Genomic DNA, 17,157 nt, shown 5'->3' with positions numbered 1-17,157 from the left:
CTGGAATATCGGCCGGTACCAGGCGAGGTCAAGACGCGTCACCGAACTGCAACTGGTTGACTGGAGGGGTGACCGAAGCAGACAAGTCCCAGGAGTTGTTCGATCGGGCCGTACGGGTGATCCCGGGCGGCGTGAACTCGCCGGTGAGAGCGTTCCGGGCCGTGGGCGGGACGCCGCGGTTCATCGCGTCGGCGCGCGGGCCGTACCTCACGGACGCGGACGGCGTCGAGTACGTCGACCTCATCTGCTCGTGGGGGCCGATGATCCTCGGCCACGCGCACCCGGCGGTCGTCGAGGCGGTGGCGAAGGCGGCCGAGCGCGGCACGTCCTACGGGGCGCCGTCGCAGGGCGAGGTGGAGCTCGCCGAGGAGATCGTCGCGCGGACGCCGGTGGACAGCGTCCGGCTGGTGAACTCCGGCACCGAGGCGACCATGTCGGCGATCCGGCTGGCGCGCGGGTTCACCGGGCGGTCCAAGGTCGTGAAGTTCGCCGGCTGCTACCACGGGCACGTGGACGCGCTGCTCGCCGCCGCCGGGTCCGGCGCGGCGACGCTCGCGCTGCCCGACACCCCGGGCGTGACGGGCGCGACCACGGCCGACACGATCGTCCTGCCGTACAACGACGTGATCGGCGTCGAGCGGGCCTTCGCCGACCACGGCGGCGAGATCGCCTGCGTGATCACCGAGGCGGTGCCGTGCAACATGGGCGTCGTCCCGCCGACGACCGGTTTCAACGCGCTGCTGAAGAGCCTGTGCCAGCGGCACGGCGCGCTGCTGATCGTCGACGAGGTGCTGACGGGGTTCCGGGCGTCCCGGTCCGGCTGGTACGGCGTGGAGGGCGTCGCGGGTGACCTGATGACCTTCGGCAAGGTGATGGGCGGCGGGCTGCCCGCCGCCGCGTTCGGCGGCCGTGCCGACGTGATGGACCGCCTCGCCCCCGCCGGGCCCGTCTACCAGGCCGGGACGCTGTCGGGGAACCCGCTCGCGACCGCGGGCGGCCTCGCCACCCTGCGGAACGCGACCGACGAGGTGTACGCGGCCATCGACCGCAACGCGGAGGCCGTCTCGTCGGCCGCGTCGGAGGCGCTGTCCAAGGAGGGCGTGCCGCACCGGGTCCAGCGCGCGAGCAACCTGTTCTCGATCTTCTTCACGGACGCCCCGGTCGTGCAGAACTTCGGCGACGCGCAGAAGCAGGACACGGCCGCGTTCGCCGCGTTCTTCCACGCGATGCTCGACCGCGGCGTCTACCTGCCGCCGTCCGCGTACGAGGTGTGGTTCCTGTCGGCGGCGCACGACGACACCGCGATCTCGAAGATCCTCGACGCCCTCCCGCACGCCGCCCGCGCGGCCGCGGCGGTCAGGGAAGCTCGGTAAGGATCTTCAGCGCGCGGTCGACCGGCTCGGGCCGCGGGGGCTGGAAGGGGGCGCGGACGTCCGGAGCGTCGATGATCCCTCGGGCGGCGAGGCACGCCTTGAGGACGGTCGGGGACGGCTCCGAGAACAGCGCCCCCACCAGCGGGACGAGCCGGTTGTGCGTGTCGAGGTCGAGGCTCGTGTAGGCGGACGGCACGAGATTGGCCGTCGCGGCGATCGCGCCGCCCCCGCCCAGCGTGCGCATGGGGTAGATGTACGGGTCGTCCCCGCAGAGGATCTTCTCGCCCGCCTCGGCCAGGAGGGTGAGCGTGTCGGCGTCCATGCCGCCCGGGCAGTGCTTCACGCCGGCGACGCCGTCCAGGGCGAGGACGCGCAGGAGGGCTTCGGCGGAGAGCGCGCGGCCCGTGCGGTACGGGATGTTGTACATGAGCACGGGCACGTCCACGGCGGACGCGACGGCCGCGAAATGCTGGACGACGCCGTCCTCGGTGGGGCGCACGTAATACGGCGCGACCACCAGGAGGGTGTCCGCGTACCGGGCGCGCTCGCGCGCCTGCGCGATGGTGGCGTCCGTGCCCATCGTCCCGGCGCCGACGGTCAGCGGCACGCCGTAGGAGTCGCAGACGCTCCGGGTGACGCGCAGGACGGTCTCCTGCTCGTCCGGGGTGAGCATCCCGGCCTCGCCGGTGGTGCTGAGCGCGACGAGGCCGTCCACCCCGGCGTCCAGGACGTGCTTGGCGAGCCGTTCGAGCGAGGCGACGTCCACCTCGCCGTCCGGTGTGAAAGGTGTGACCAGCGGGACATGGATTCCATACATCGAAGTCACCTCGTGGGAAGGGGATCGGGAGTCGAGCCGAGAGCCCGCGATTTCCGCCGGGAACGGACGCGGACCGCGCCGAGCGCGACCCCGCCGACGATCAGCGCGGCCGCGCCGAGCCGCGCCGGGCTCACGTGCTCGTGCAGGACGACCGTCGCCCCGGCCAGTCCGAACGGCGGGACGAGCAGCGAGTACATGCCCACGGTGCTGGCCTCGTAGCGGCGCATCAGGTAGCCCCAGAGGCCGTAACCGACCAGCGTGGACAGGTAGGCCACGTAGGCCAGTGCCCCCAGCCCGGCCCAGGACGGGTGCGCCAGCGAGTGCCCGATCTCGTCCGGTCCCTCGATGAGGAGCGACAGGGCGAGCATCGGAAGAGGCGGCACCAGCGACATCCACACCATGAACCCGAACGGGTCGATCTCGCCGGTCGCATGCGCGTTCATGCGTCGCATCGCGACGTTCGCCAGACCCCACATGAACGCCGCCGCTATGCAGAGCAGGAACGCGCCGAGCGGTCCGCTCGTCCCGCCCGACTGGAGGACGCCGAGCCACGCGACGCCGCCGAACGCGACCGCCATCCCCGCGACCAGCCTCAGGCCGAGGCGCTCGCGCAGCGCCGCCCACGCGATCAGCGCGGTGAACAGCGCGGACAGTTGCAGCACCACCGACGAGAGCCCGGCGGACATCCCGGCCCGCATCGCGATGAACAGCAGCCCGAACTGGCCGACGCCCATCGGCAGCCCGACCAGCAGCAGCCAGCGCGCCGGGACGGGCGGCCGCCGGACGAGGAGCGCGGCGGGCAGCGCCGCCACCGCGAAACGCAGGGCGGCGAAGAACAGCGGGGGGTAGTGTTCGAGGCCGATCTTGATCGGCACGAAGTTGAACCCCCACACCGCGGCGATCAGCACGGCGAGCAACACGTGTCGGGGACGCATCACCCGATCGTCGTCAAGCCCTGTGTTTAGGACAAGCTAGATCTTCTTGACAGATGGATTTAGCATTGCTTCATGCTCGATCTGGAAAGGCTGCGCGCGCTGCACTCCGTGGCGACCTACGGGTCGGTCAGCGCGGCCGCCGACGTGCTCCACGTCACCACCTCCGCCGTCTCCCAGCAGCTCGCCAAGCTCGAACGCGAGACCGGCCAGAAGCTCCTGGAGCGCAACGGCCGCGGCGTCCGGCTCACCGACGCCGCCCAGCTGCTCGTCGGGCACGCCGGACGCATCCTGTCGCTGGTCGAGCAGGCCCAGGCCGACCTGGAGGCGCACCGCGGCGCGGTCGTCGGCCAGCTCTCGGTCGGCGCGTTCCCGACCGCTATCCGCGGCCTGTTTCCGGCCGCCATGCGCGCCCTCCGCCTCGACCACCCCGACCTGCGCGTGCTGCTCAGCGAGCTGGACCCGCTGGAGAGCATGCCCCTGGTCGTCCGCGGCGACCTCGACCTGGCCGTCGTCCAGGACTGGAGCAACGAGCCCCTCCCGCTGCCCGAGGGCCTGCTCAAGGGCGCCGTCTGCGCGGACATCGCCGACATCGCGCTGCCGCCCGGCCACCGCTTCGCGGGCCGCGCCGACATCGCCCTGGAGGAGCTGGCGGGCGAGACCTGGATCAGCTCCACCCCCGGCTCGATCTGCTGCGACTGGCTGCACCGGACGCTCCGCTCGATCGACTGCGAGCCCCACATCGACCACCACGCCTACGAGTTCGCCACCCAGCTCTCCCTGGTCGCGGCCGGGCTCGGCGTCGCGATCCTGCCCCGCCTCGGCCGCTGCGACGTCCCGCCCGAGGTCGAGATCGTCACGCTGAAGGCCCCGCTCACCCGCCGCGTCTACTGCGTCTGGCGCGAGGAGGCCGCCCGCCGTCCCGCCATCCGCGCCGCGCTGGACGCCTTCCGCAAGGCCGTCCCGTCCAACGTCCCCGTCTCGCTGGAGGCCGTCCCGACCCCTGTTCCCGCCTGACCGGAGCCTCCCCGGCGGGAAGCTGCTTCGGATCGCGCCGCGGGTAAGGCCCGCAAGCGCTGAACTGGGATGATGGCCGCATGACCTACGAGCTGCTGCTCTGGCGCTCCGACCGGCCCGTGACCCGCGAGCAGGCGGAACGGATCACCGCCACCGAACCGGAGCCGACCCCCGCGACCGGCGAGTTCGCCGCCGAGCTGCGCCGCCTCCACCCGGACGTCGAGGTCGCCGAGACCGGCGGACGGTTCGTTCGCGTCACGATGGCCGACGACCGGGCCGACCAGGTCTCCACGGACGTCTACGCGATCGCGCAGGGGCTCGGCCTGATCGTCTGGGACCCGGTGCGGAAACTCGTCCACAACATCGCCCCCGTGGGGGTCTACCAGGGCATGCAGCTCCACACCGGGGACGGCATGGTCGTGATCGACCCGGACCTCGGACTCGTCCGGGACGTCCTGGCCACCCTGGACGCGGCCAACCCCTTCGCCGCCCTGGTCGTGTTCGGCCACCACTTCGTCCAGGTCTCGCCCGAGGACGGCGGCTACGAGCTGGAGTACAAGGACGGCGCGAGCGGCGAGCTGTACCGCACGCGCGTCCCCGACCTGGCCGAGGTGCAGCGCGCGTTCACCGAGTACGCGAACGACGACCGCGGCTTCCTCGACCGCCACACCTGGACGACCGTCCACTCCGGCTGACTGTTCGCTCAGGCTGACCGGCGGCCCGGCGGCCCGGCGGCCCGGCCGACCGGCGGCCCGGCTGACCGGCGGCCCGGCTCGGGCTGCCCGCGGGTCGGGCTGCCCGGCCGGACGTCAATAGCGGATGATCGCGCCGGCCGTGCTGGGCAGCCTGCCCCAGATGTAGTCACCCGAGCCCCACACCGACGTGCCGCCCGGCACCCGCGAGAGCTGCGCGACCCGCAGCGTCTTGCCCTTGCGCGCGGGCAGTTTCGCCTGCGTCCAGCGTCCCTTCGCGTAGTGGTACAGGTGGAAGGTCGTGGACGCCCAGACGCCGCCCGAACCGTCCGAGGCGAGCGAGACGACCGCGTTCTTGCCGGGCGGGTCGAGCCGCTTCCAGGCGCGTCCGTTCCAGTGGAGGGCGATCGGACGCAGGGCGAGGTCCGGGCCGTCCTTGACGTAGCGGGTGCCCGCGACCCACACGTCCGAGGACGACCGCGCGGCGATCGCCGACAGCTCGGTCTGGTGCTGCCGCTCGACGGGCAGCGCCGGAAGCTTCACCTGGGCCCACGACTTGCCGTTCCAGCGCGCGACGACCGGCTTGGGGACCGCGCCCGTCCGGTCGTGTGCGGTCACCCACAGATCCTTGGCGGACGCGACCGAACCGGCCGACATCTGGAACCCCATACGGGGATGCGTCCAGGTGCGCCCGTCGAAGTGGTACGTGCTGAAAGTGAGGAAATCGGTGGCGGAGCCGTAGGCCCAGACGTCCTTCGGCCCGTTCACCACCGCGCCCACCACCGGCGCGGTGATCTTCCAGGTGTGGACGGCCCGCCACGCGCGGCCGTCCCAGCGCAGCGCGACCTGCGTGCCGCGGCCGACGCTCCCGAAGGCCCACACGTTGTCCGGCGCGGACCCGGCGACGGCCGAGAAGTCGATCTTCCGGTAGGCGGCGGGCAGCGCGGGCTCGGTCCAGCGCCGCCCGTCGAACCGCCAGGTGTGGGCGCGTCCCGAGCCGCCGCCCACGACCCAGACGTTCTTGCCGTTGATCGCCGCCACGCCGTCGAAACCGGCCTTGGCGTCGTAGCGGGCGACCTTCCAGGACGGCGCGGCGGCCTCGGCGGACGCGGGGACGAGGACGCCGCCGAGCAGGGCTCCGGCGGCGAGAACTGTGGTCGTACGGCGCATCGCGGCCTTTTTCGTGATCATCACGTGCTGGACGCGCGAACCGCCCCGCCGGTTGGCGCCCTGAGGCCCCGACCTGGGAATCGGCGGGTTCGGCGGGCACGAATGGTGTCCGATTCGTCCTATCTTGTGTCAGAGGTCTGGAGTTGGCGCTGTTCGGTAGGAGTCCAGCGCGTCGTCGGGGGCGGGGGTGCACCGTGTCGGGAACCGAGGTCGGAGAGCTCATCGGAGCCGTCGAGCTGACGGCCGTGGCGGCCAGCGTGGCGCTCGCCCGGCGCTTCGTGCGCGCCGAACTGGCGGACGATCCGCGCTGCGACACCGCCGAACTGCTGATCTCCGAGGCGTGCACGAACAGCGTCCAGCACTCCCGCTCGCGCGACGGCGGCAGGTTCACCCTGGCCCTGCACGACCGGGGCGGCGTCCTGCACTGCGAGGTCGTGGACGCGGGCGGGGACACCGTCCCCACCCGGCGCCAGGGCGACGAACCCCGCGACAACGGCTACGGGATCGTCCTGATCGAGTCCCTGGCCGACCGCTTCGGCTACGCCTCCGACGCGTCCGGCCGCCTCCACACCTGGTTCGAACTCTCGCCCTGACCGTCCCCCGACCTCACCGCGTGCCGCTGTAGACCACCGTGTCGCCGGCCGGCGCGCCCCCGTACTCGATCACGCCGACCGCCCAGAGGGCCGTCGAGTGCGGCACGGCCGCGAGCGTGCGGACGTACGGCCTGCCCAGCCGGTGCTTCGGCAGTGCCTGCGCCACCCACTTGCCCCTGACCAGGTGGAACAGGTCGGTGCCACCGCCCGTCGAGCGGCGCGACAGCCACGCGCCGCCGCGCCCGTCCGCCACGGCCGCGACCAGCGGCGCCTTGGCCACCTTGCCGCGCGGCCCTGCGTACCTGTGCCAGGCCCGGCCGTCCCAGTGGAAGGCGACGGGCGTCACGTTCGCTCCGGATCGGACGCCGCCGACCGCCCAGACGTCGCCGGCCGTCCGCGCGCTGACCGCGCGGATGTCGAGCGCGCCCGGACCCGGCTTCACCGCCCGCCACGCCCGGCCGTCGTAGTGCAGCAGGGACGCCCCGGCCGCCGCCCAGATGTTCCTGGAGGAGACGCCGCTGACCTGCTGGACCACGCCGGGCGTCGCGACCTGCCGCCAGGACGACCCGTCGAAGTGCCGGCTTCCGAACCCCCGGTCGCCGAACGCCCACACGTCCTTCGGGCCGAACGTCACACCGGTGAAGCGGTCCGACTCGCGCTTCCACGTGTGCTGGACCGTCCAGGCCCGCCCGTTCCAGCGCAAGGCGTGCTGCATCACGCCGTCCGCGTTCGTCTGGGTCGTCGCGAACGCCCAGATATTGCCCGAGGACGACGCGGACACCTCGCCGACGGCGCTCAGGCTGTTCCGCTTCGACGTCAGCACGCCGGGCAGCGGCGTGTTCCTCCAGCGGTGCCCGTCGAAGTGCTGGATCGCCGAGAAGTTCGTCGCGACGTTGTCCCAGCTACCGGCGAGCCAGGCGTCGCGCGGGCCCAGCACCGCGAGCGACGTCAGGCCGTTGCTCACGTTGCCGAGGGTGCGGGACGCGGCGACGTCGTAGGTGAGCTTCCAGTGGGAGGGGGCGGCGGACGCCGGGGAGGCGGTGACGGCCACGAGAGCGGCGGTCAGCGCGGCGGCCAGGGGGAGGGGACGCGGCATGGGGATCCTTCCGATCGCAATGACGCGATCTTGACGCGCCGAAAGGGCCGCCGGTTGACACGACCGCGGAACGGCCCCCGCGGACGGCCGCGGCGCGCGAAGGAATGAGGCGTCGCGGTGGCGCGCGGACGGGCGAGGGGCCGAGGCGGCGCGCGCGGACAGGACGAGGGGCCGAGGTGGCGCGCGCGGGCAGCGAGGGGCGGGGCGTCGCGCGCGGGTGGGGTGAGGGGGTGGGGCGGGGCGCGGGCCGGGGGCGGGTAGCCTGGCGACGCGATGACTGAGAAGACGATCGTTCACCTGCTGCGGCACGGTGAGGTGCACAATCCCGACGGTGTCCTGTACGGGCGGCTGCCCGGTTTCCGGCTGAGCGAGGACGGGAACGAGATGGCCCGGACCGCGGCCAAGTGGTTCGAGGGCCGCGACGTGACCGCGCTGTACTCCTCGCCCATGCAGCGCGCGCTGGAGACGGCGGCCCCGCTGGTGGACGCCTTCGAGCTGCCGGTCACGGTGGACGATCGGCTGATCGAGGCGGACAACCACTTCGAGGGCCTCACCTTCGGCGTCGGCGCGGGCAGCCTGCGCCGGCCGGAGCACTGGCGCTACCTGTGGAACCCGTTCCGGCCGTCCTGGGGCGAGCCGTACACCGAGATCGCCCGCCGCATGCGGTCCGCGGTGATCGCCGCGCGGGACGCCGCGACCGGGCACGAGGCCGTCCTCGTCAGCCACCAGCTGCCCATCTGGATCCTGCGCCTGCACGCCGAGCACCGCAGGCTGTGGCACCACCCCCGCCGGCGCGAGTGCGACCTCGCCAGCGTCACCAGCCTGGAGTTCGAGGGCTCCCGGCTGGTCGGGACGTCCTACGCCGAGCCCGCCGCGGGCATCGGCCGGGGGACCGGTGTCGCGGGCGCCTGACCCGGCCGATACATTGAGTACTACGTCTTGTAGTAGGAGGGTGTGTTGAGCCCCCGGATCTCCCTCGTGAGCGCCGCCGCGGCGTCCTCGGTTCTGCTGCTCGCCGGTTGCGCGGGCGGCGGCACCGGCGGCCCGAGCGGCGGCGACAACCGGTTCATCGCGGGCAACGGCAAGATCCAGGAGGTGGCGGCCACCGGCCGCCACGCCGCGCCGTCCGCCGAGGGCAGCACCCTGGAGGGCAGGCAGGTCAGGCTCTCCGACCTGCGCGGCAAGGTCGCCGTGGTGAACTTCTGGGCGTCCTGGTGCGCGCCCTGCCGGGGCGAGGCCCCGTCGCTGGACCAGGTCTACCAGCAGAACAAGAACAGCGGCGTCGCGTTCCTCGGCGTCAACTTCAAGGACGACAAGGACAACGCGATCGCCTTCCAGCGGCGCTTCAAGGTGTCCTACCCGAGCCTGTTCGACGGCGACGGCCGCATCGGCCTCGCCTTCAAGGACGTCCCGCCGAACGCCATCCCGACCACCCTGGTGCTGGACCGCCGGGGCCGGGTCGCGGCGCGGCTGCTCGGCGCCACGACGTTCTCCACGCTGAATCCGATCGTGACCAAGGTCCTCGCGGAAAAGTGATCCTCGCGGCGGTGAACACCGAGACGACCGTCACCAGCGGCTCGCTGCTGGCGGCGGCCCCGCTGGCCGCGCTCGCGGGGCTGGTGTCGTTCGTGTCGCCGTGCGTGCTGCCGCTCGTCCCCGGCTACCTGTCCTACGTGACCGGGATGACCGGCGCCGACCTCGCCGAGCAGCGGCGCGGCCGGCTCCTCGGGGGCGTCGCGCTGTTCGTCGGCGGGTTCACCTTCGTGTTCGTCAGCATGGGCGCGGTCGCGGGCGGCCTCGGCCGGTGGATGCTGGAGTACCAGACCACGATCCAGCGCGTCCTCGGCGTCGTGACGATCGTGTTCGGGCTGGCCTTCATGGGCTTCATCCCCGGCCTCCAGCGCACCCTGAAGTCGGGGCGGCTCCCGGCGGCCGGGCTGGCCGGCGCGCCGCTGCTCGGCGTGATCTTCGGCCTCGGCTGGACGCCGTGCATCGGCCCGACGCTCGCCGCCGTCCAGTCCCTCGCGATCACCGAGGCCAGCTCGACCCGCGGCGCGCTGCTGTCGGTCGCCTACTGCGTCGGGCTCGGCCTGCCGTTCCTGCTCACCGCGCTCGCCTACCGGCGCGCGCTCGGCGCGTTCGCCGCCGTCAAGCGGCATTACGCGCTGGTCATGCGGGTCGGCGGTGGGATGCTGGTCCTCATCGGGCTCGCGCTGGTGACCGGGCTCTGGAACGAACTGACCATCCAGATGAAGTCGTTCATCGGCGGCTTCGAGACCCCGATTTGATGAGCGATGGCCGACACAGACACTGAGCGCGAGAAGGCCGAGAGAGCGGCAGCCGCGGACGCAACTGCGGCGGCGGCTTCGGCCTCGGACGAGGCGAACGTTTCAGCTTCGGCTTCCGACGAGGCGAAGGCTTCGGACGAGGCGGCGGCTGAGAAGGCGGCGTCGGACGAGGCTGCGGCCGCGGACGCGGTGGACGCGGCGGCGACCGCCACCCCCGCCGGGCGCACGCCCGCCGCCGACGGGCCGCGTCCGAAGGGCATCGGCCCGCTCGGCTGGCTGCGCTGGGCGTGGCGGCAGCTCACCACGATGCGGACGGCGCTCGTCCTGCTGTTCCTGGTGGCGCTCGGTGCGATTCCGAGCTCGTTCCTGCCGCAGCGCGGGCAGGCGCCGGAGAAGGTCGACCGGTACTTCCAGCAGCACAGGACGCTCGCGCCCTGGCTGGACAAGTTCTCCCTGTTCAACGTGTTCTCCGCGCCCTGGTTCGCGGCGATCTACATCCTGCTGTTCGTGTCGCTCGCGGGCTGCGTCCTGCCGCGCCTGGTCAAGCACGTCCAGGCGATGCGCGCCCAGCCGCCCGCCGCGCCGCGCAACCTGGCCCGGCTGCCGCAGTCGGCGACGTTCGAGACGTCCCGTACCCCGGACGAGGTGCTCGCCGAGGCGAAGGCGCTGCTCAGGAAGCGCCGGTTCCGCGTCGCGGAAGGCAAGGGGTCCGTGGCGTCCGAGAAGGGCTACGCGGGCGAGTTCGGGAACCTGCTGTTCCACCTGGCGCTGCTCGGCCTGCTGTTCTCGCTCGGCGTCGGCAACCTGTTCGGCTACCGGGGGGACGTGCTGCTCCGCGAGGGCTCGTCCTTCGGCAACACCCTCGCCCAGTACGACCAGTTCAAGCCCGGCCGGATGTTCGACACCGACCAGATGGCGCCGTTCTCGATCACCCTGGACGACTTCCAGGCCAAGTACGAGCTGAAGGGCGAGAAGCGCGGCCAGGCCACCGACTTCCACGCCGCGATCACCTACCGGGACAAGCCGGACAGCCCCGCCAAGCACTACAACCTGCGCGTCAACCATCCGCTGGAGATCGGCGGCGCGAAGGTGTACCTGCTCGGCCACGGCTACGCGCCGCAGTTCACCGTCCGGGACGCCAAGGGCCAGGTCGCCTTCCGCGGCGCGGTCCCGTTCCTGCCGCAGAACCCGCGCACCCTCCAGTCCGAGGGCGTGATCAAGGCCCCGGACGCGCAGCCGACCCAGCTCGCCTTCTACGCGATCCTGTGGCCGACCGCGACCGCCACCCCGGACGGCAAGCAGATCGTCTCGGAGTTCCCGGCCGCGCTGCGCCCGGTCATCTCGCTCGTCGCGTTCAAGGGCGACCTCGGCCTCGACAACGGCAGCGCCCAGTCGGTGTACCAGCTGGAGGGCATCGGCAAGACGCTGAACCCGATCAAGGGCGGGGAGAAGCTGATGGAGCCGGGGGAGACCTTCAAGCTCCCCGACGGCTCCGGCTCGGTCACCTTCGACGGCATGAAGGAGTGGACGAGCCTCTCGGTCAACCACGACCCGGGGCGCATGCCCGCGCTGATCGCGGCGGTGCTGGCCATCCTCGGAGTGATCACGTCGTTCACCGTCCGGCGGCGCAGGGTATGGGTCCGTGCGAGCGCCGCGGGGGACGGGCGTACGGTGGTGCATGTCGGCGGGCTCACGCTCGGGAACCCGACCCCGGAGTTCGACGACGTCGTGACCGCGTTGCGCGGCACGCCGCCCGAGGGCCCCGGCGACCCGGAGCCCGGGGAGAAGCAGGCGCCGGAGGCAGCGTCCACCGGCGAGACATCCGAACCGTCCGGGGCCACGACGTCCGCGTCGGCAACCGACGACCCTTCTGACAAGGAGTGACGAGGGTGCACAACGCCGACCTCGCCAACCTGAGCGACAAGCTGATGGTCAGCACCGTCGTGCTGTACATCGTCGCGCTGGTCGCCTACGCGGCCGACCTCGGCTTCGGCCGCAGGAGGCACGCCGCCGCGACCGCCGCCGCCACGGCCGCCGTCCGGACCGAGGCCAAGGTCCTCGTCGGCGCGGACGGCCCCGACCGGACGGTCACCGAGGTCGCCGCCGTCCCCGCGCCGCAGGAGGACGACCGCCGCCGCATCGACTGGGCGCGCCTCGCCGTCGTGCTGAACCTGCTCGGCTGGGCGTCCCACCTCGGCGTCATCCTGACCCGCGGCCTCGCGGCGCACCGCTGGCCGTGGGGCAACATGTACGAGTTCCTCACCGCCATCGCGTTCGCCGCCGTGACGGCCTACCTGATCGTCCTGGCCCGGTACAAGGCCCGCTTCCTCGGCGCCTTCGTCATGTTCGCCGCCGTGATCGCACTCGGTGTCGCGAACATCTGGCTCTACGACTCGGTCGGCCCCGTCACCCCGGCGCTGAACTCCTACTGGATCGCCATCCACGTCACGGCCGCGATCATCGCGACCGGCTCGTTCACGGTCGCGGGCGCGGCCACGATCCTGTACCTGCTGAGGTCCCGCCAGGAGGCCCGCGGCCCGATCGCGGAGGACTCGGTCTGGTCCCGCGTCCCCGGCGTCGACGCCCTCGACCGCCTGTCCCTGCGCGTCACCACCTTCGCCTTCCCGATCTGGACGGCCGCCATCGTCATGGGCGCCATCTGGGCCGACCAGGCCTGGGGCCGCTACTGGGGCTGGGACCCCAAGGAGACCTGGTCGTTCGTGACCTGGATCGTCTACGCCGCCTATCTCCACGCCCGCGCCACCGCCGGCTGGAAGGGCCGCAAGGCCGCCCTTCTGTCCCTGCTGGCCTTCGCCTGCCTGATCTTCAACTTCTTCGGCGTGAACTACATGTTCTCGGGCCTGCACTCCTACGCCTGACCCATGCCGAAAGGGGCGTCCTTCCGTCGGGGAGGACGCCCTTTTGGCGTTGCCCGTCCCTAACGGAGTCTCGAAGTTATCCACAGGCTGGGTATCAGCTTGTGATCACTCGTCCCCGCCCCGGATGATCGCTGTGAGCACATTCCGTGACGAAGGGATCACGATCATGCACCTCACCCAGCTCTGGCCGCTGATCGCGGCGGCCGTGGCCGTCATCGGCGTCATCTTCCGCCAGATGGGCCTGTTCCGCTCCGAGCTCACCGCCCGCATCGACGGCGTCGCCACCCGCCTCGACACCAAGATCGACGGCGTCCGCGCCGAACTGGACGCCCGCCTCGACGGCACCAACTCGCGCATCGCCGGCCTCCGCGCCGAGATGAGCGCCAAGTTCGACGGTATGGACGCCAAGTTCGACGGACTGCGCAACGAGATCCTCGCAGCCCTCAAACCCATGGCGAACACGATCGAGCGCCTGGACCAGGATTCCCGCGACCACCTGAAGACGCACCACGGCACCGGCTAGCGCTCACCGAGCCCGTCGTTCAGTCGTCGCCGCGGATGCGGCGGCTCAGGTCGCGCAGGAACGCGGGGTCGTCGTCGGGGCCCTTCGGGGCGTCCGGATGGGGGACGGCCTGGGATCCGGGCGGCCACAGCACCGACTCCACCGAGCGTCCGCGCGGGCGCCCGGCCAGCAGCCAGAGGAACCCGCCGAGGACGAAACCGAGCAGGGTGAGGAGGAGCCAGACGGACTTCGGGAGGAGGCGAACCTCGCGTTCGTCGCTGGTGAGGACGTCCAGCAGGCAGAAGAGCCAGCCCGCGACGAGGACGACAGCGATCAGCGCATAGGCCATGGGACAACGGTAGTCCTCGACCAAGGGGGATGACGGCGTGTCGGGATTCGGCTTACGCTGCCCGGAGGCCCCGCACGGGGCCCCTCGAGAACGCGAGGAGCCCGATGCGGTTCAAAGGCATCCATCGCAGGTCCCCCGGAGGCGGGTCGCGCGGTGGCGACGCCCGGTACTCGCCCTCGCCGCCCGATCCCGGGCGGTCGCGGGACTCGGGTGCCTGGCAGAGTCCCGAGCCGGCGCAGATCCGGCCGCGCGGCGCGCAGCCGCGGGACCGGTTCGGACGCTTCCGGAAGGGCGGACGGGACGACGCGTACGCGGCCCGCCCCGAGGGCGACGTCCCCGGGCCGGATCCGACCGCCGCGGTCGGACGGCACCGCATGCGCGCCGAGCAGCCCGCCAAGGTCTACTCGTGGAGCGACTTCGAGCTCGACGACGAGCCCGCCCCGCTGCGCGCCGCGCCGCGTCCGCCGGACAGCCCGCCGATGCTGGACGGTCTCCGGCACTGCGGCGTCCTGGAGAACGTCCTACACCGCCAGTGGGACGCCCGGCAGGGGCCGCCGTCGCCCGAGGTCGTCCGCGCCGTGGAGAGCCTCGCGTCGCTGCCGGACGCGCTGAAGCGCAAACTCGCCGACGGCCTGTCCGGAATCTATGTCGGGCCGGGCGGCGTCCCGCACCTGGACGACATGGGGCACCTGCGCGGCCGTCCGCTCCCGTCCGGCCGGGCGACGTGGGACATCTGCGCGGGCGCGTACGGCGACCGGAAGATCGTCGTCGGCGACCGGCCGTCCCCGACGCCGGACGTCATGATGCACGAGGTCGGACACGCCCTGGACGACATCGACGGCGAACCCGGCACGTGGCAGTCCGACAGCGCCGCGTTCCGGCAGCTGTACGACATGTGCCGTCCGTACCTCATGAGCGACTTCCACCAGCAGCCGGACGCGCTCGGCCGCCGGGAGTTTTTCGCGGACGCGTTCGCCGCCATTTCGGCCCGGCAACGTCCCGCTTTGGTGGATATGCTCTCCGGCAACATCCGTGCCGCCCTTGAGGTCATGCTGTTCTTCAACCGCCGATACGGAATCTGACCAGCCCCTCCGCCAACGGAACCCGACCCCGCGACCCGCCAACGGAATCCGACCGTCCGCCAACGGAAGACGAGCCATCGAAGGTGATTCCCGATGTACGTGATCCGGCTCCCCGACGGCACGCTCCGCGTGCCGCACGGCGTCCTGCTCGACAGCGGTGACGAGGGGCGGGTCATCGCCGACGCGTACGTGGAGATCGGCCCGAACGACCCCGACTACGAGCGCCTCCTCGACCAGTCGCTCACCGAGGAGGAGCTGGAGGAGCGCCGCCGCGGATGGCGCGAGGGCGACGCGGAGCTGCAGGCGGCCTTCGAAGAGTGGAAAGCCGAGAACGACTCCTGAATCAGCGCCTTGGGAACGGTACAAAAGGCCGATGAGGCAAGGCCCGGCAAGACGGCATCCGGCGTCACGAGATCGCCGTCCCGAACCGTCCAAGACGGTGCTCGGGAACCACCCGGCACGAAAAGCCTGAGATCAGTCAGCACCCCGATCGGATCGCACAGCGCGACGCGCCGGGTTGGCGCAGCTCCTCGCCCAGGAATGGCGCGGCGCGATGCCCTGGGATGGCGCGCCGCGATGCCCTGGGATGGCGCGGCGCGATGCCGTGGGATGGCGCGGCGCGACGATCCGATGTCGGGGCAGTGCGACGATTCGGAGTCGGACGGCGCGACGGCATGAGTTCGGGCGGCGCGACGGTTCGAGCTCGGGCAGCGCAACGGACCGTGAGTCGTGGCGCGGTGAATTGGATGTCGAGGACGCGCGGACTCGGCGGGTCGCCCGCGCGTACTCGCGGTGTTCGTGCCCGGCACCCGGTGTTCGGGTGTGAAAAACAGAAGACCGCCTACCACCGGCGGGGCATGCCGGGTGAGGCGGGGCCCGGAAAGGCGGCGGCGGGACCGTCCGCGCCGAGGCAGCGCGGGCGGGTCCCGTCAGCGGACGGCCGAGTGCTCGACGACCGGTTCGTCACCGCGCAGCAGCGCGTGCACTTCGGACTCGCGGAAGCGGCGGTGGCCTCCCGGGGTCCGGATGCTGCTGATGCGGCCCGCCGCGGCCCATCGGGTGACCGTCTTCGGATCGACCCTGAAGAGGGCGGCGACCTCTCCGGGGGTCAGCAGGCGCTCGCTCGTGCTCTCCACGTTCTCTCTCCCCCTTTGTCCCGCTCTCGGCGCGGGTGGACTGTTTCCTAGTGTGGCGGAGCAAGACCGATTTCTCCCTTGTTTTCGCAAAACATCACGCTGCGTAGTTTTCCGAGCTGCCTCTATCACCGACCGTAAACGTGGTTTTGGACACTACGGACACCACGCCCAGCTCCCGTCCCTGACGTCCCGCCCGTGACGGCGGCCGGGCCGTCCGTTATCGCACGCTGATCGTGAGCGAATAACCTCGCTCCCATGCCCGCCCTCGTGACCGTCGCGGACGTCGAGCGCGCGGCCGGACTGATCGCCGGCACCGCCGTCCGCACGCCGCTCGTGCCGTTCCCCGTCCCCGCCGAAGAACGGCTCCTGCTGAAAGCCGAATCGCTCCAACCCGTCGGCGCGTTCAAACTGCGCGGCGCGTACGCGACCATCGCCGGACTTCCCGAAGAGGAACGTGCCAAGGGAGTCGTCGCGCATTCCAGCGGAAACCACGCCCAAGCCGTCGCCTGGACGGCCCGCGCCCTCGGCATCCGCTGCGTCCTGGTCATCCCGCACACCACTCCCGGCGTGAAGGTCGAGGCGTGCATCGCCCTCGGCGCCGAGATCGTCTACGTCGAGCCGACCCTCGAAGCGCGCGTCGAGACGGCCGAGAAGCTCGCCGCCGCGCACGGCTTCACCCTCGTCCCGCCGTTCGACGACCCGCGCGTGATCGCCGGGCAGGGCACGGTCGGGCTGGAGATCGTCCAGGACGCGCCGGACGTCGACCTCGTGCTCGTCCCGGTCTCCGGCGGCGGCCTCGTCTCGGGCGTCGCGGTCGCGATCAAGGCCCGCAACCCGCGCGCCAGGGTCATCGGTGTCGAGCCCGAACTCGCCGCCGACGCCCGCGACTCGCTGCGCGCCGGACGCCCCGTCCAGTGGGCCGCCGAGGACACCGGCCGCACCATCGCCGACGCGCTCCGCGTCCAGCGCCTCGGCGACCTCACCTTCGCGCACGTCCGCGAGCTGGTGGACGACATCGTCACCGTCTCCGAGGACGAGATCCGGCTCACCATGCGCCGCGTCGCCCGCGAGGCCCGCCTCATCGCCGAGCCCGGCGGCGCCGTCGCGGCGGCCGCCTACCTGTACCGCCGCGCCGACCTGCCGTCCGCCCGGACGACCGTCGCCGTCCTGAGCGGCGGAAACGTGGACCCGGCGCTCTTCCTCGACGTCCTGCGGCAGGGCTGAACCAGGC

The 17,157-nt window shown here is 72.1% G+C and carries 19 protein-coding genes; 13 read left to right on the top strand and 6 right to left on the bottom strand.

Annotated elements, in window-relative coordinates; genetic code table 11:
- The first annotated feature begins 68 nt into the window (after positions 1-68).
- Positions 69-1,373 carry a glutamate-1-semialdehyde 2,1-aminomutase gene (gene hemL, locus ACFPCY_RS32790; protein WP_378261723.1) on the top strand — a complete coding sequence of 435 codons (1,305 nt, stop codon included), beginning with the start codon at positions 69-71 and terminating at the stop codon, positions 1,371-1,373.
- Here the strand turns inward: hemL and ACFPCY_RS32785 are convergent.
- Both ACFPCY_RS32785 and ACFPCY_RS32780 read right to left on the bottom strand, forming a co-directional pair.
- A complete protein-coding gene (locus tag ACFPCY_RS32785; protein ID WP_378261721.1) occupies positions 1,357-2,190 on the bottom strand; it encodes a dihydrodipicolinate synthase family protein in 834 nt (277 codons plus the stop codon). The genes hemL and ACFPCY_RS32785 overlap by 17 nt on opposite strands.
- A 5-nt stretch (positions 2,191-2,195) precedes the next feature.
- Positions 2,196-3,125 carry an EamA family transporter gene (locus tag ACFPCY_RS32780; protein WP_378261719.1) on the bottom strand — a complete coding sequence of 310 codons (930 nt, stop codon included), beginning with the start codon at positions 3,123-3,125 and terminating at the stop codon, positions 2,196-2,198.
- Positions 3,126-3,197: 72 nt separating this feature from the next.
- Between ACFPCY_RS32780 and ACFPCY_RS32775 the strand changes: the two genes are divergently transcribed.
- A complete protein-coding gene (locus ACFPCY_RS32775) occupies positions 3,198-4,139 on the top strand; it encodes a LysR family transcriptional regulator (RefSeq protein WP_378261717.1) in 942 nt (313 codons plus the stop codon).
- Positions 4,140-4,219: 80 nt separating this feature from the next.
- Positions 4,220-4,834, top strand: coding sequence for a hypothetical protein (locus ACFPCY_RS32770; RefSeq protein WP_378261715.1), 615 nt, complete (start codon positions 4,220-4,222; stop codon positions 4,832-4,834).
- A 114-nt stretch (positions 4,835-4,948) separates the two neighbouring features.
- Here ACFPCY_RS32770 and ACFPCY_RS32765 read toward each other — a convergent pair whose 3' ends face one another.
- A complete protein-coding gene (locus ACFPCY_RS32765) occupies positions 4,949-6,001 on the bottom strand; it encodes a hypothetical protein (protein WP_378261713.1) in 1,053 nt (350 codons plus the stop codon).
- Positions 6,002-6,195: 194 nt separating this feature from the next.
- Between ACFPCY_RS32765 and ACFPCY_RS32760 the strand changes: the two genes are divergently transcribed.
- Positions 6,196-6,594, top strand: a complete 399-nt coding sequence (locus ACFPCY_RS32760) for an ATP-binding protein (protein WP_378261711.1) — start codon at positions 6,196-6,198, stop codon at positions 6,592-6,594.
- Positions 6,595-6,607: 13 nt separating this feature from the next.
- Here ACFPCY_RS32760 and ACFPCY_RS32755 read toward each other — a convergent pair whose 3' ends face one another.
- A complete protein-coding gene (locus ACFPCY_RS32755; protein ID WP_378261709.1) occupies positions 6,608-7,690 on the bottom strand; it encodes a beta propeller repeat protein in 1,083 nt (360 codons plus the stop codon).
- Between the two features lie 273 nt (positions 7,691-7,963).
- Between ACFPCY_RS32755 and ACFPCY_RS32750 the strand changes: the two genes are divergently transcribed.
- The 6 genes from ACFPCY_RS32750 to ACFPCY_RS32725 all read left to right on the top strand — a co-directional run bounded on the left by ACFPCY_RS32750 (position 7,964) and on the right by ACFPCY_RS32725 (position 13,380).
- Entirely contained in the window at positions 7,964-8,602 is a 639-nt protein-coding gene (locus ACFPCY_RS32750) for a histidine phosphatase family protein (RefSeq protein WP_378261707.1), read from the top strand.
- 45 nt (positions 8,603-8,647) lie between these two features.
- The gene (locus ACFPCY_RS32745; RefSeq protein ID WP_378261705.1) at positions 8,648-9,226 is read left to right on the top strand and encodes a TlpA family protein disulfide reductase; all 579 of its coding nucleotides are present in this window, start codon (positions 8,648-8,650) and stop codon (positions 9,224-9,226) included.
- Positions 9,227-9,237: 11 nt separating this feature from the next.
- Positions 9,238-9,978, top strand: coding sequence for a cytochrome c biogenesis CcdA family protein (locus ACFPCY_RS32740; protein WP_378261703.1), 741 nt, complete (start codon positions 9,238-9,240; stop codon positions 9,976-9,978).
- A gap of 6 nt (positions 9,979-9,984) precedes the next feature.
- Positions 9,985-11,862, top strand: a complete 1,878-nt coding sequence (resB, locus tag ACFPCY_RS32735) for a cytochrome c biogenesis protein ResB (RefSeq protein ID WP_378261701.1) — start codon at positions 9,985-9,987, stop codon at positions 11,860-11,862.
- 5 nt (positions 11,863-11,867) lie between these two features.
- Complete coding sequence (ccsB, locus tag ACFPCY_RS32730; protein ID WP_378261699.1) at positions 11,868-12,857, top strand: c-type cytochrome biogenesis protein CcsB; 990 nt, start codon at positions 11,868-11,870, stop codon at positions 12,855-12,857.
- Positions 12,858-12,990: 133 nt separating this feature from the next.
- Positions 12,991-13,380: a hypothetical protein gene (locus ACFPCY_RS32725; protein ID WP_378261697.1), complete on the top strand. Its 390-nt coding sequence runs from the start codon at positions 12,991-12,993 to the stop codon at positions 13,378-13,380.
- A 19-nt stretch (positions 13,381-13,399) separates the two neighbouring features.
- Here the strand turns inward: ACFPCY_RS32725 and ACFPCY_RS32720 are convergent, their stop codons facing one another.
- Positions 13,400-13,708, bottom strand: coding sequence for a PLDc N-terminal domain-containing protein (locus ACFPCY_RS32720; RefSeq protein ID WP_378261695.1), 309 nt, complete (start codon positions 13,706-13,708; stop codon positions 13,400-13,402).
- Positions 13,709-13,812: 104 nt separating this feature from the next.
- On the opposite strand from ACFPCY_RS32720, the gene ACFPCY_RS32715 reads away from it, so the two are divergent.
- Complete coding sequence (locus tag ACFPCY_RS32715) at positions 13,813-14,790, top strand: hypothetical protein (RefSeq protein ID WP_378261693.1); 978 nt, start codon at positions 13,813-13,815, stop codon at positions 14,788-14,790.
- A 93-nt stretch (positions 14,791-14,883) separates the two neighbouring features.
- Positions 14,884-15,132, top strand: coding sequence for a hypothetical protein (locus tag ACFPCY_RS32710; protein ID WP_378261691.1), 249 nt, complete (start codon positions 14,884-14,886; stop codon positions 15,130-15,132).
- A gap of 587 nt (positions 15,133-15,719) precedes the next feature.
- Here the strand turns inward: ACFPCY_RS32710 and ACFPCY_RS32705 are convergent.
- Positions 15,720-15,926, bottom strand: coding sequence for a BldC family transcriptional regulator (locus ACFPCY_RS32705; protein WP_117361811.1), 207 nt, complete (start codon positions 15,924-15,926; stop codon positions 15,720-15,722).
- 255 nt (positions 15,927-16,181) lie between these two features.
- On the opposite strand from ACFPCY_RS32705, the gene ACFPCY_RS32700 reads away from it, so the two are divergent.
- Positions 16,182-17,150 carry a threonine ammonia-lyase gene (locus tag ACFPCY_RS32700; RefSeq protein ID WP_378261689.1) on the top strand — a complete coding sequence of 323 codons (969 nt, stop codon included), beginning with the start codon at positions 16,182-16,184 and terminating at the stop codon, positions 17,148-17,150.
- The last annotated feature ends 7 nt before the right edge of the window (positions 17,151-17,157 follow it).

Origin of the sequence: Actinomadura gamaensis, assembly GCF_042652125.1 — a bacterium.
GTDB lineage: Bacteria > Actinomycetota > Actinomycetes > Streptosporangiales > Streptosporangiaceae > Spirillospora > Spirillospora gamaensis.
This window is presented reverse-complemented; position numbering and strand designations above follow the sequence as displayed.

What these genes read in the sequence shown, in the direction of transcription:
- ACFPCY_RS32785 (WP_378261721.1), bottom strand. Translation starts at nt 2,190, where the DNA reads ATGTATGGAATCCATGTCCCGCTGGTCACACCTTTCACACCGGACGGC.
- ACFPCY_RS32780 (WP_378261719.1), bottom strand. Translation starts at nt 3,125, where the DNA reads ATGCGTCCCCGACACGTGTTGCTCGCCGTGCTGATCGCCGCGGTGTGG.
- ACFPCY_RS32775 (WP_378261717.1), top strand. Translation starts at nt 3,198, where the DNA reads ATGCTCGATCTGGAAAGGCTGCGCGCGCTGCACTCCGTGGCGACCTAC.
- ACFPCY_RS32770 (WP_378261715.1), top strand. Translation starts at nt 4,220, where the DNA reads ATGACCTACGAGCTGCTGCTCTGGCGCTCCGACCGGCCCGTGACCCGC.
- ACFPCY_RS32765 (WP_378261713.1), bottom strand. Translation starts at nt 6,001, where the DNA reads ATGCGCCGTACGACCACAGTTCTCGCCGCCGGAGCCCTGCTCGGCGGC.
- ACFPCY_RS32755 (WP_378261709.1), bottom strand. Translation starts at nt 7,690, where the DNA reads ATGCCGCGTCCCCTCCCCCTGGCCGCCGCGCTGACCGCCGCTCTCGTG.
- ACFPCY_RS32750 (WP_378261707.1), top strand. Translation starts at nt 7,964, where the DNA reads ATGACTGAGAAGACGATCGTTCACCTGCTGCGGCACGGTGAGGTGCAC.
- resB (WP_378261701.1), top strand. Translation starts at nt 9,985, where the DNA reads ATGGCCGACACAGACACTGAGCGCGAGAAGGCCGAGAGAGCGGCAGCC.
- ACFPCY_RS32720 (WP_378261695.1), bottom strand. Translation starts at nt 13,708, where the DNA reads ATGGCCTATGCGCTGATCGCTGTCGTCCTCGTCGCGGGCTGGCTCTTC.
- ACFPCY_RS32715 (WP_378261693.1), top strand. Translation starts at nt 13,813, where the DNA reads ATGCGGTTCAAAGGCATCCATCGCAGGTCCCCCGGAGGCGGGTCGCGC.
- ACFPCY_RS32710 (WP_378261691.1), top strand. Translation starts at nt 14,884, where the DNA reads ATGTACGTGATCCGGCTCCCCGACGGCACGCTCCGCGTGCCGCACGGC.
- ACFPCY_RS32700 (WP_378261689.1), top strand. Translation starts at nt 16,182, where the DNA reads ATGCCCGCCCTCGTGACCGTCGCGGACGTCGAGCGCGCGGCCGGACTG.